General features: G+C 38.0%; 9 protein-coding genes. 5 read left to right on the forward strand and 4 right to left on the reverse strand.

Annotated elements, in window-relative coordinates; translation table 11 throughout:
* The first annotated feature begins 126 nt into the window (after positions 1 to 126).
* Positions 127 to 336, forward strand: a complete 210-nt coding sequence (locus J4Q03_RS14155; RefSeq protein ID WP_426048785.1) for a bacteriocin-like protein — start codon at positions 127 to 129, stop codon at positions 334 to 336.
* Between the two features lie 357 nt (positions 337 to 693).
* Here the strand turns inward: J4Q03_RS14155 and arr are convergent, their stop codons facing one another.
* Positions 694 to 1,107, reverse strand: coding sequence for an NAD(+)--rifampin ADP-ribosyltransferase (gene arr / locus J4Q03_RS14160; protein WP_426048868.1), 414 nt, complete (start codon positions 1,105 to 1,107; stop codon positions 694 to 696).
* Between the two features lie 571 nt (positions 1,108 to 1,678).
* On the opposite strand from arr, the gene J4Q03_RS14165 reads away from it, so the two are divergent.
* On the forward strand, positions 1,679 to 2,821 hold the full coding sequence (locus tag J4Q03_RS14165; protein WP_426048786.1) for a cation:proton antiporter: 1,143 nt from the start codon (positions 1,679 to 1,681) through the stop codon (positions 2,819 to 2,821).
* 97 nt (positions 2,822 to 2,918) lie between these two features.
* Here J4Q03_RS14165 and J4Q03_RS14170 read toward each other — a convergent pair whose 3' ends face one another.
* Complete coding sequence (locus J4Q03_RS14170) at positions 2,919 to 3,431, reverse strand: hypothetical protein (RefSeq protein ID WP_426048787.1); 513 nt, start codon at positions 3,429 to 3,431, stop codon at positions 2,919 to 2,921.
* Between the two features lie 317 nt (positions 3,432 to 3,748).
* Here J4Q03_RS14170 and J4Q03_RS14175 point away from each other — a divergent pair, with 317 nt between their 5' ends.
* The 3 genes from J4Q03_RS14175 (at position 3,749) to pelA (ending at position 9,394) form a co-directional block, all read left to right on the forward strand.
* The gene (locus J4Q03_RS14175) at positions 3,749 to 6,754 is read left to right on the forward strand and encodes a LamG-like jellyroll fold domain-containing protein (protein WP_426048788.1); all 3,006 of its coding nucleotides are present in this window, start codon (positions 3,749 to 3,751) and stop codon (positions 6,752 to 6,754) included.
* 439 nt (positions 6,755 to 7,193) lie between these two features.
* Complete coding sequence (locus J4Q03_RS14180) at positions 7,194 to 8,375, forward strand: DUF4861 domain-containing protein (RefSeq protein ID WP_426048789.1); 1,182 nt, start codon at positions 7,194 to 7,196, stop codon at positions 8,373 to 8,375.
* Entirely contained in the window at positions 8,375 to 9,394 is a 1,020-nt protein-coding gene (gene pelA / locus J4Q03_RS14185; RefSeq protein WP_426048790.1) for a pectate lyase, read from the forward strand. Before J4Q03_RS14180 ends, pelA begins: the two co-directional genes overlap by 1 nt.
* Positions 9,395 to 9,614: 220 nt before the next feature.
* Here the strand turns inward: pelA and J4Q03_RS14190 are convergent, their stop codons facing one another.
* Together J4Q03_RS14190 and J4Q03_RS14195 are read right to left on the reverse strand one after the other, a co-directional pair.
* The gene (locus J4Q03_RS14190) at positions 9,615 to 10,733 is read right to left on the reverse strand and encodes a pectate lyase-like adhesive domain-containing protein (protein WP_426048791.1); all 1,119 of its coding nucleotides are present in this window, start codon (positions 10,731 to 10,733) and stop codon (positions 9,615 to 9,617) included.
* 257 nt (positions 10,734 to 10,990) lie between these two features.
* Positions 10,991 to 13,498, reverse strand: coding sequence for a glycoside hydrolase family 95 protein (locus J4Q03_RS14195; protein WP_426048792.1), 2,508 nt, complete (start codon positions 13,496 to 13,498; stop codon positions 10,991 to 10,993).
* Positions 13,499 to 13,505: the final 7 nt, after the last annotated feature.

The raw sequence follows: 13,505 nt of genomic DNA on the forward strand, positions 1-13,505 counted from the left end.
AAGAGAAAAAGGAGAATTATCTTTTACAACACTTAATTATGAGCTTATAAAAATTACACTTATTAAAAAAACATCAACACTTATGAATCGGAGCTTTGTTTTGAATAGAAAGGAATTCATTTTTGTATGGCAAAGGAACAAATAACTAAACCATATAATATCATGAAAAATTTAAAAAAGATTTCAAGACAAGATTTAAAGAATGTAAGAGGAGCAGCCAACACTATTTTACCTTTTACAGGATGTGAAGTAAGATGTGTATGCACCAGTACTGTTGACGGGTCTCCGTTTATTGGAATATGTGATTCAAGAACCGGGTTATGCTGTTCTGCATAATTTAAAATGCAGCCTTTCAATATTTTTACTGATTCCAATCTTAAAAAGCTTTCCCTTAGAGGAAGGCTTTGACTTTTTTCAAAAATCAGCGCTTACTAATCCTGGAATCATACTTTAATTACTTGGAAACATTGATCTTCACTGATTATTATTGGATTCCTCCGCCATTCTTTACTTAATTTCGATTTGAATCTTCGAGGCTAATTTTTTTAAAAAATGTAATATTAATGGACTTCAGGGAAGAATCGTCGGTGGTGCCGAAAGGCTACCGAAGAAAATTCATAACATTTAATAAAACTTTGTACCCGGACTTTAAACAGATTATCATAAATATTGACAGGATCTCTTCCCAATCATTTAATTAATGATTTCCCCTTTATTATTGGCTAATTTTTCCCGCCATTGTTGTAATTGCTCAGGCGTTTGTTTTTGCCAGTCTGTTACTTCCCCAATGATTTTCAACGGTTCCGTGGTGCGATAAGAACGAGTCGGGTTGCCGGGAAACTTTTTATTGGTGACATTGGGGTCATCCTCAAAACTGCCGCTGGGTTCAACGATGTAAATGCGTTCTGCACCATCGCCTCTGGCTAAAGCTGCAGCCAGCCCTGCACCGTTAACCAGTGCTGTAAAGTAAATATGATTCATCACGAGCTCCGACTGATAATTGGAAGTACGTCCGCCTGTCAACAGATCGCCTAGGTTTAGATCCGCTCGTGTCCCATGGTAAAAGGGACCATTATCTGAAGGCTGGTTTACAGATATTAATGCCAATTGATGATATTTTTTTGCATGATCAATGTCGCCAAGATTTTCATAGCATTTAGCCATGCTTGAATAAAGAGCAACAAAAGCTCCTTTCACCGATTCATTATCAGCTTTTAAGGCAAATTCCAATGCAGTTTCATACCAGCTTAATTGATCAGGAACCTTTACTTGGTACCTGGCAACGTACCAGGCGGCAATGAACTTTTCAAAGTCGTTTGTTGCCTTTTTCCAGGCCTGAAGAAATAATTTGCCGGCTTCTTCCAGGTTGGCACTTTCTTCCATATGCATACCTTGCATACATAGCTGTATAACAGGGTTGTTGGGATTGAATTCCATGTTGATGATTAATTTTTAAGAACGTAAAAATAGTGTTTTATGTACATTAAACTTGTAATTTTGACAGTAATTCGGAAAAAATTTCACAGCATTTCAATTGGTATTTTTTTTGTTTTTTTTCCAGACCCGGCAGCCTGATATTACAGGTGAAAAATGGGGAGTCCAGTTTTAATAATAAGGTTTTGTAATACTTGAATCTAACAGTTATAGCGATATGCTTTGGACAGTAAGTGTTTTGTGTATGACAATTTTAGGACTGATGTTTTTGCTGAAAAAGTTTAATCAGCCCTATCTTATTGCGTATATTATTGCAGGTGTATTATTGGGGCCTTATGCCCTCAGGCTTTTTGATGAGCCAGAAGAAATAGAGGTGATTGGTGAGATAGGAATATTATTGCTGATGTTCTTTATCGGAATGGAAATCAATATTCCAAATAAAAAGAGCCTTATCATCAAGCCTGTACTGGCACAGAGCATCAAAATAATTTTGAGTTTTCTGTTTGCCTATTTCCTAGGAGAGATACTTGGACTTGATTTTAAAAGTGTTCTGCTCATCGCCATCCTTTTTATGTTCAACAGCACGGCAGTTGTGGTGGAATTTATGAGGCGGCACGGAACACTCCATACCGCATTCGGAATTATTATACTCAATATTCTACTATTGCAGGATCTTCTTCTGGCTCCTGTCCTGACAGTTCTGAAATTCTGGAACGGTGAAAAGTTCAGCATTTTAAACTTTGTGCTTCCGTTAATCATATGTATTGCAATTTTTTTGATATTCAGAAAAATCAGGAATCTGAGGAAAATCAGATTTTCAAGCACATTCCTTGAAAACGACCATGACCTCCAGGTCTTTTCGGGGCTTTTCATCTGTCTTGGCTTTGGTCTTGTTGCAGAGACTGTTGGGCTGAGTGCAGCACTGGGCAGTTTCATTGCAGGGGTTCTCGTCGGAAAAATGCGGGCATTCCACTGGTTCGAACATTCGCTGCTTCCGTTCAAAGTCTTCTTCATTTCACTCTTTTTTGTATCCATAGGCTTACGGCTGGACATTAATTATCTTTTATCCAATTATAAACTCATTGTCATCGGTAGTTTAGTGGTATTGCTAAGCAATAGTATAATGTCATCTATATTCTTCCGTATCCTGAACTTCAAGTGGGAAAACAGCTTTTATGGAGGCGCCCTGCTTTCCCAGACAGGGGAATTTGGAATTCTGGCACTATCGATCGCTTACAAAACAGGAATGGTCGGATTCAACCTTTATAAGGCAGGATTAGGTATTACCTGTTTATCTCTTTTACTGTCTACCATCTGGATCAGCTGTGTTACCTCACTTAGGCATCGAAAAGGGATTCACGATTACAACAAGGCAGAAGAGATATAAGTTTTTGAGGGGAAGGTGTCGCTAGTATTAAATAGTTGTTAAAAATTTAAAGGAAGATCAGTCTGAATACTCTAATGCGAAATAGAAACTTAGCCTTTTAGCGGTTGGCTAAATCAAATTTTGTAAATGCCTTTTTTAGCAAGTCTTCCTGCTGATAAACCTTTTCATATAGCCGCTTTTTTTGACGAGCAAGCTCAATGAGTCTGTTACTGGAAGTGCTGGAATACTTGTCCTTACCGAGAAAAATAACTTCTTGTTGTTCGATTTCCTTCCTGTCAAAATAGTGAAGATCTTTTAGGGCTGTATAGTAATTAATAGCTGCTTCTTTCAGTTGGGGTCCCTCTGCAATATTTTCTGCCGGCAGGCCTTTAATATGTTGAATTAGGCTGTCAAATTGTTTTGACTGTTTATCCACTGCCACCAGAGCGCCTTTAAAATCATTTTTTATCAGACTTTCCAGTTTTTGTTCGTCATAGCTGTCTTTGCTCAAAACAATATTAAACGCGATGCGCTCATTTTTAACAATTTCTTCCCTGAATTTACCGGCTTCAGGAGATTTACAGCCCAGCAAGCTGCACATTAAAATTATTAATATAATATTAGCTCTCATAATAACATTATTTTATTTTTAAGCTCATAATCTCAAATGAAACAGAAACTAATTTAGTTATTTTCTTGTAAAAATAACGGGTTCGTTTACAATATTCTGGTTTTATACATTTGGGCATGGAAAATGAATAAGGTAAGGTGTAATTCTACACACGCTGTGGTAGGTTTACCCTTTGTAGGTCTGCCGCAGGTAATACTGTGATTCCAATTTTTTAAACTGGATTTTCTTGTAATTAATTGATATAGAGTCCGACAGGACGGAGCAGGATACTCATTATTGGTTTTGTGAATAGATTAGTTAACACAAAATTAATATTTATGAGAAATAAATCTTTACCATTTAAGCCCACTCTTAAATCTTTACTGTTTTGTGGATTAGCATTATCCACTATTGATTTCAGTGCTCAGACATTAGCATTTCCGGAAGCTACCGGTTTTGGCAGATATACTACAGGAGCAAGAGGTGCTGCAAACCCTCAGATTTATCTGGTTACCAATTTAAATGACAGCGGTCCGGGTTCCTTCCGTGATGCCGTGAGCCAGCCAGGCAGGTTTGTTATATTTAAAGTGGGAGGTATTGTTAATTTACAGTCGGTTGTCGCTGTGGCAGCTAATACCACAATTGCCGGGCAAACTGCTCCCGGAGAAGGGATCTTATTTTTAGGGCCGAGAGTATCATTTACTGGAGCCAATAATACGATTGCCCGATATCTTCGCATCCGTTATGGCGGAACATCCCAAAATCAGGATGCATCAGGAATCGCCAATGGAGCAAATATCATCTTGGATCATATGACTTTTACATGGGGTACAGACGAAGTATTTTCAGTTAACTGGGATAATAACGGTACGAGTCCTGATAATATAACGATTCAGAATTCTATTATAGGACAGGGAATGCACCGTCATAATCATTCTGCAGGAGGATTAATGCAACCTCCGCCTGGCGGTAAGATCAGTTTAATCGGAAATTTATATATCTGTAATAAAACCCGTAATAATAAAATAAAAGGAATCAACGAGTTTGTCAATAATGTAGTTTACAATTGGGGTAATTATGGAAACACCTACAATCACACCCAATCCGGGGAGGCATACATCATGGGAGGAGATTCGGCGGGAAGTTCTTTTGCCAATATCATCAACAATTATTTTATCGGAGGCCCAAATACAAGCAGTACGGTTGCCACACCTTTCAGCGTAGGAAATGCCAATTTCAATTTATACGGTTCGGGGAATTATTTTGACAACAATAAAAATGGAGTATTGGATGGAGCAGCAGTCCCTCAAAACTTAACGGGATACCCTGTAGGAGATCCGGCAGCAATAATGGCCAGCCCGTATGATTATCCGATGAAAAATCCTGCGCTAAGCGCTCAGGAAGCATATGATAAAATTGTGACAAGTGTAGGAGCATCTTATCCGAGACGTGATCAGGTAGATGGTTTAATGATTTCAGATTTAATGTCGAAAGGCACAACAGCTACTTATGTTTATGTACAAACGGATTTAACAACTCAATTTGGATTTACCAATGGTGGGGCAGGGCACGTTTATGGTGCTCCGGCTCCTTTGGATACGGACAATGACGGAATGCCGGATGCATGGGAAACAGCCAATGGACTGAATCCAAATATCTTCGATGCTTTGGCAGTAAGCCCAACACATGCCCCGTATCTGAATATTGAGGTTTATATTAACAGTTTACCCAATACAACTCCTCCGGATTTCATTATTCCGCCAACAAATGTGAATTTCACCAACGCAGCCACAACGACAGGAACTTCACCTTCAAGTTCTTTAACCGTTAATTGGAGCGATAATGCTACGAATGAAACTAATTATGTTGTAGAGCGTTCTGCCGATGGGACCAATTTTACAGTTGTGGCAACATTGGGGGCGAATGCAGTAAGTTATAATGAAGTTGGTTTAACGCCTAATACTCAGTATTATTATAGAATTAAAGCTACAAATGCTTCAGAATCTTCAGTTTATACATCAAATACGTCAGTAACCACACCGCCAATTCCATCAGCTCCCACAAAAGCAATTAACCCAATTCCGGCAACCGGCAATAATAACGTTGGCTTGAACGGTGGAAACCTGCTCTTAAAATGGAATGGCAGTTCAAACACAACAACATATACCGTTCATTTTGGAACAGATCCTCTAAATTTAAGCAATATTGCCACCGTTCCTTATTCTGCTACACCATCGTATCAGCTCTCTAATTTAAATCCTGCAACCAATTATTACTGGAGAATTGATGCCTCTAACGCTCTTGGTATTACCGCAGGAGATGTATGGAGTTTTCGTGCATTGACACCGGCTCTTGTCGGAAGCTGGCCGTTTGCAGAAGCTCCTTTATCAGGTCAGCAAATTACAGATATAACGTCTTTTGCCAATCATGGAATATTGGATACAGCTTATGATAACGCCAGTGTAAGAGTACCCGGAAAAGAAAACAATGCCCTTGATCTGGCAACTGCACCGAATACAATGTATATAGCAAGTATTCCTCATCAGAACCAGATCTCGTTTGATAATCATTCTTTTACCGTTTCTTTTTGGATGAAAGCGCCAACAGGCATGATACCATCCTCTTCAGCCACAAGTCTTTATGTATTGTGTAAAGGATCTTTCACTAAAAATACGGCAACAGGAGCTACCGGTAAACGCTTTAATGTTGAGATCAAAGGAGGTCAGCTGCGATATGCTATAGATGATGACGTTACGAAAAAAGAAATCACATCACCTGTTGCCAATTATTTCACCAATAACTGGGTACATGTTGTGATTCAGAGAGATATTGCTGTGCATAAAATGCGAATCTACACCAACGGTACTTTAAGCAATGAAGGAGACGAAACGGCCGTTACAGGAATCGGGGAAGCAAGTGATCTTATTATTGGGAATATTGGTGAGCTTGAATTTTTATCAGCCACTAATGCTCCGGCTCCCTATAAAGGCGCATTCGACGAGCTTAAAATGTACAATTATGCTTTGTCTCCAGCGGAAGTATATGCTTTGTACAATCAGGCAGTATTGAGCAATGATGAATTTAGTATCAGCAAAAATGTGGGAACGGTATATCCAAATCCTGTAAAAGACCAGATTTCCATTAAGCTTCCTGATTATAAAAAATCCAGCCTGACGGCAACAATACTTGATCTGACAGGAAAAATTGTTCTCAGAGAAAAAATTAATGCTGATGAAAGCGGATTATTTAAATTAAATATTGCAGGGAAAAATGCCGCAGGAAATTATATCCTCAATGTTTCAGGAGAAAATCTGAATAGTAATTTTAAAATTATTGTTCAATAAAACTTATTATCAGTTTTAATTTCATTCATATTTAAAAAGAAGTCTTTCAAACCATTTGAAAGACTTCTTTTTTTAACATTATTTTACCCTAAACTCGGGATAAAGATTAGACTAAACGCAAAGATAAACAAAGCTTTAAAAAGCATTCATTTAATTTCTTTAAGATAAACAAAAGCTGTTTCACTTATTGGTAAGCAATACAGGAGTATTTATTGGTCTTACTTTGCTGAATGAATGCCCTTGTTTTCCTTATTAACATGCCAGAGAATCTACTTTGTTTTTCTTTGCGATAAAAAACAATTGTTTTTCAGGTATTTCTTATCCCGAACTCAGGTTATTTCAAATATTTTTCTAACTTTTAGATTTAAAATTATTATTTTTTTTACGTTCATAAGAAAGTTATCATTATTTTTGATTTTTACAACTCAATTGAATAATTATGCTAAGAACAAAATTTTTAATTTTCGGATTCATTTGTGCAATCGTTTGCGCAGGCTCTTTTCTGAAGGCACAAAATTCTATTCAGGTAAAAAACACATTGAATTTTTCAAGAAATGAAGTTGTTTCGATACCCATTTCTCAGTTAACCACCTTTTTAAGTGTAAATAAGGAAACTGATCTCAGAATAAAAGACGGCAATAATACTCTTCTGCCTGTTCAATGGATCGATTATAACGGAGACGGGAAAAGCGATGAACTGCTTTTTCAGGCCCATATTGAAGCCCAAAAAATAAATAACTATATCATTATGGCGGATGCAAAAACTCCGCTTCCCGAAACCAAAATTTCAACTTATTCAAGATTGGTTCCCGAAAGAGCAGACGACTATGCCTGGGAAAATGATAAAATAGCATTTCGTGTTTATGGCCCGAAAGGTCAGAAAGAAGCCCTGGAAAGAGTAAAAGGGAGCACACTTTCCAGCGGAATTGATATCTGGTTGAAAAGAACCGACAAACCCGTGATCAATAAATGGTATAAAGGATACCTGACCGATCCTTTGTACTACCACAAAGACACAAGAGGTGAGGGCTACGACCCTTACCACGTTGGCGATAGTCGCGGAACGGGTGGAATTGGGATTTGGGTAAATGAAAAACTTCAGGTGTCACAAAATTTTGTTAGCTCCAAAACCATTGCGGAAGGTCCTCTAAGAACAGTTTTTGAGTTAACCTACAATCCATGGAGTGACTTTGGGGTGAAAGAAACAAAACGTATTTCACTTGATCTGGGTTCCAATTTTTCAAAATTTGAGTCGAATTTTCAGACTGAAAAGCCAGTTCCAAACTACACAATCGGGATAACTCTCCATAAAAACGAGGGCGAAACAAAACTGAACGACAAAAACGGATATTATCTCCACTGGGAAAACATTGACGACGCTTTTGTAGGGGAAGGAGTAGTGGTAGATCCTGAAATTGTTGAAAAATCTCTAGCCTTTAAATCCGAGGTCCCGGATCAGAGCAACCTGTTAATTGTGACAAAACCTCAAAATAAGCTCACTTATTATGCCGGATTTGCATGGCAGAAAAGCGGACAGATTCAAACACAAAAAGACTGGGAAACTGTATTGCAAAAACAATCTCAGATTATTGCCAACCCGTTAATTATTAAAATTAAATAATGAAATTAAAAATTTCCATATTTGTCTTTTCCCTAACAACAGTTGTTTTTTCTGCTCAGGTCAAAGATACTTTGGCCGAAAAAATGCTGGTATACCAACTTCCAGTTGGCGGTTGGGGCAAACAGCTCAGTGATAAATCAGTAGTGAATTATAACACGCCCATTGATAAAAATTTATTAAGAAAAATAAAGGCAACCGGGGACGATCATGCAACGATTGATAACAATGCGACTTCAAAAGAAATTAATACCTTAATAAAATCTTACAAAACGACAAAAAATCAGGAATATTTAAAGTCTGCCGAAAAGGGAATTCAATACCTTCTTTCAATGCAGTACAAAAACGGTGGTTTCCCCCAGTATTATCCCAATTCGGCGATTTACAGAAAGCAAATCACTTACAATGATCATGCAATGATCAACGCTTTAACGGTTTTATATAATGTGGCGGAAGGAAAAAATGATTTTGATGCAGTTGATTTAAAATTAAAAGAAAAATCAAAAATAGCTGTTCAAAAAGGAATCGACTGTATCTTAAAAACCCAGGTTTTACAAAAAGGAATTCCAGCAATTTGGGGCGACCAATACAATGAAGTCACCCTTCAACCCGACAAGGCAAGGGCTTTCGAGCCTATTTCTCTGGCCACCGCAGAATCCGTGGGAATCGTAAGATTTTTGATGCAGCAACCTCTTACTCCCGAAATTGAAAAGTCAATAAAATCTGCTGTCAACTGGTTTAAACAGAATAAAATCGAAGGCTACAGTTACAATGTTTCAAAAGTAAATGGAAAAGCAGTCCGCACATTGGCTGAAGACAAAAATTCAGTGATCTGGGCAAGATTTTATGATATAAATACAAATAAACCTCTTTTCGGCGACCGCGATGGAAGTGTAAAATATGATTATAACGAAGTTTCTGAGGAAAGAAGAAACGGCTACAGCTGGTTTGGTGATTTTGCGGATAAACTGATCAATAAAGAGTTTCCAAAGTGGGCTGAGAAAAATAAAGTTACACTGTAAATTGTTGTAAATTGGATGGTGGCTGAGGAACTCGAAGCCAGCATCAAACATTATAGGTTTTTTCAACAGTATTTTAAAAATCTTTGATAAAAAAGACCCTCGTTTCTTTGGTGGTTGAGGTTCTTGAAACCACCATTCCTGCAATCTACGTTTCCTCACAATAAAAAAAGACTGAGAATTCCTCAGTCTTTCTTGTTTTCAGCAATTAGTATTTAAATTCCTATAAAGAGTTGCAGATATTTCCGCTTAAAGTTGCTCCAGCTTTTGCCGTCACATCGGATTTTACGGAAGATAAAGACAACGTTGGAATTGCATAAGGTGGAGTAAAAGCTGTTCCGCTTCCTGCCGTATTTCCGGTAACATTCGTAAACGTATTGTTTGAAGTAACGGTTACGGCCGTATATCCGGTCATTAAATTGATGGGCTCTTTTACATTTTCAAACACGTTTCCGTCTACACGGATATTTGCCTGAACGCCTGCAGCAATACATTTATTGCTCACAGAACTGTTGAAATAGCTGTTAACGATATGGATTTTTCCAAATCTCACTCTAGGCATACGCTCCCTGCAGCCCGGTGCCCACCAGCAGCGAACGAATGTGACATTCAGTTTTCCGGCATCTGCTGTTGAAGTGTCACTTGAACCGATAAGGTTTGAAAATCTGTGATCAGCAGTTCCACCTGAACCACCTGCTGTCGGAGGCTTTAAATAGTGAAATTTCGTGTAAGAAACCGTGATGAAATCTGATTTGTTTTTAATGTCAAAATTTCCGTCAACACCGTCTCTAAACTCACAGTGATCAATCCATACATTTCGGCAGTCGTCTAAAATAGCGTTATCCCAACCGTCTGTATCATACGCGCCAGGGCCTTCAAAAATCAGATTTCGGATGACTATATTATTACATCTTTTAATATTGATAATTCCCGAACCGTCTTTTGTCTGATTCGTTGAAACCAATTTGGCTCCGCTCGTTCCGTAGATTGTTTTTCCGGTTTGATCCTGAAATGATAAACGGGCAGTAATCGTGATTGTTCCGGTTACTTTGATGACTTTTACGGCAGTATTTTCGATAGCGGATTTTAATTGAGCGTAGGTGGTAACCGTAGTTTCAGCTGCGGTTCCGCCACCGGTTGTTCCGCCGTTTTGAGAAGCCCATCCCGGAGCAAAACAATCAGCCAAAGGAACCACTGCGTTCGTCATAAGAGTGCTTTTCAGGGCAAGATCGTTTGGGTTTTCCGTCAGATCTGTTTTGATGTCTTCCTGTCCGCAGCCCATCAGGGTAAAAGCCGAACATAGAGCTGCCGTCAGAACGGCGATCTTAAATCTTGTTTTCATAGTAATTTGTTGGTATTTGATTAGATAATAAAATTATATATTTAATATTTAAATGTTTTATATGTTAACATATTATTATTTATATAATTATAATATTGTTAATTTAATTTGTTAAATCGGTTGCATTTTATTATTTATTTAAAATTATTAATTATGTTGTTTTTAGAAACAAAATTCCCGCAATCTCAAAATTCACAGTAAACGACCTGTGCAGATTTGAGATTGCGGGAAATATATTTTTGATTATGTATTGAATACTATTGCACTTCAAATATATAGGTTTCGCCTTTTTTGGTGTCAAAATCAAAAACCTGAGTTTCAGGAATTGGAAAGCCTTTCAATTCAGCTTGATTAGAAATGAGAGGATTTTTAATGCTATTGACCTGATAGTATTCATTCGGGTTTTCTCCCGTTGCAGGTTTCAGTTGAGCTTTGGTTGCTGAGGCTCTCGAAGTCACCAACAAACCGGTGGCTGAGGTTCTCGAAGCCGCAATTCTAATTCTCGCATTTCCTCCTAAAGTAGATTTTATAACTAATTTCGTCAGCTTAGAATTTTTCCAATCCATATCCACTTCAAATCCACCTCTTGCTTTTAAACCTTTAACAGAGCCGTTTGGAAGAGCATCAGGCAGTGCCGGCAAAATATAAAGATAGCCGTCATAACTTTGAATCAACATCTCTGCAATTCCCGAAGTACAGCCAAAATTTCCATCGATCTGAAACGGCGGATGTGCATCCAGAAGATTCGGATAGGTTCCTCCTGACTGATCTTTTGTGTCCATAGAAACAGGAGATAATTGGTCTGAAATGAGTTTAAAAGCTCTATTTCCATCCAATAATCTTGCCCACCAGTTCACTTTCCAGCCCATCGACCAACCTGTAGATTTATCGCCACGATAAATCATTGAATTTTTGGCAGCTTCCGTCAAATCTGGATTTCTGAAAGGTGAAATCTGACCTGAAGGAAACAAGCCGTACAAATGTGAGATATGCCTGTGTTTATCATCAGTTCGGTCCATATCTTTCAGCCATTCCTGCAACTGGGCGTGTTGCCCGATCTGCATGGGCGGAAGTTTATGTAAGGCGACTTTTACTTCATCCAATAGATTCTTATCTTCATTAAGAACTTTTGAAGCATTTATAAAATTATTAAAAACATCAAACACCAACTGATTATCCATTGTTGTTCCCGCAGTAATTCCGACACTTTTCACATAGGTATTTTCCGGCGACATGGAAGGCGAAACGACCAGATATTTTTTGGAAGGATCCTGTTGCAAAACATCCAGATAAAACAAAGCGGAACCTTTTAAAGCAGGATAATATTTTTTTAAGAATTCTTTGTCTCCGGTGTATAAATAGTGATTCCAAAGATGCTGTGTGAGCCAGGCTCCACCCATTGGCCACATTCCATAGAAACCACCGTCCACAATGCCTGTGATTCTCCACAAATCGGTGTTGTGATGCATATTCCAGCCTCTGGCGTGATACATTTCTTTGGCAGATTCCTGTCCGGTCACCGACAAATCCTGAATCATGTCAAACAACGGTTCGTGCATTTCACTTAAATTCGTATTTTCAGCAGGCCAATAATTCATTTCTGTATTGATATTAACCGTGTATTTGCTGTCCCAAGCGGGATTGAGTTGATAATTCCAGATTCCCTGTAGATTGGCGGGCTGAGTTCCCGGTTGTGAAGATGAAATCAAAAGATAGCGGCCAAACTGGAAATATAAAGCCACCAGATCAGGATCTTTTGAATGGGCAAATTCTTTAATTCTGACATCCGTTGTTTTTTTTGCCTGATCTGTTGTTCCTAAATTTAGGCTTACCCGATTAAAATATTTCTGATATTTTTGAATGTGAGCTTTTAATTCAGCATCATATTTTTTGCTTAAAGCTGATTTTAAGTATCCTGAAACTCGCTGATCCGGATTTCCTGAAAGATCATTGTATTTTTTAAAATTCGTAGCGATTGAAACATAAATGACCACTTCATCTGCTCCGGAAACATGCAATTGGTTTTCAGTTGACGTCAATTTTCCACCTTTTAAAACAGGAAAAGCCACCGTTTTTAAATTAATCCTGCCAGTTTTATTGTCAGCTGAACCGCTCGTTCCGTTAATTATTAGTTGATTTTTTTCTGTGAAAATTGATTTTTTCAAATGTGGAGTAGAAGCGTTAATTGAGAAATTCAAGCCTCCTTCTTTACTGGAAGATAATTTGATCACAACCACATTATCAGCAAAAGAAGTGAAAATTTCACGCTTAAAAGTCACGCCATTCACTTCATAAGAAACTGTGCTTAAAGCTTTTTCAATATCTAAAGTCCGGTTGTAATGTTGAAATTTTTCATGACCTTTGAAATCCAGAAACAAATCGCCCATCGTCTGATAAGGCATTCCGTAATTCAGATCTTTTGGAGCACTTCTCGGATAGGTTTTGTTGGATAGATTTTGTGCTTTTTCAAATTGACCCTCATTCAATAGTTTCCTTATTTTTTGAATACTGTCAAACGTGTTTTTCGGAACGTTATTTCCGGGTTCTCCTGCCCAGATCGTCTCTTCATTAAGCTGAAGATGTTCCTGTGAAACACCACCAAAAACCATTGCTCCCAATTTTCCGTTTCCGATGGGAAGTGCTTCGTTCCAGTTTTCTGCAGGTTTGCTATAGGTTAACTTTAAATTCTGCTGTGCCTGAACAGAAATAGAAATAAAAGTTCCAAAAGCCAGCAAAGATATTTTATGTTGAATGATTTTTAGCATTTTTTAT

Origin of the sequence: Chryseobacterium sp. NFX27, assembly GCF_049887855.1 — a bacterium.
Classification (GTDB): domain Bacteria; phylum Bacteroidota; class Bacteroidia; order Flavobacteriales; family Weeksellaceae; genus Chryseobacterium.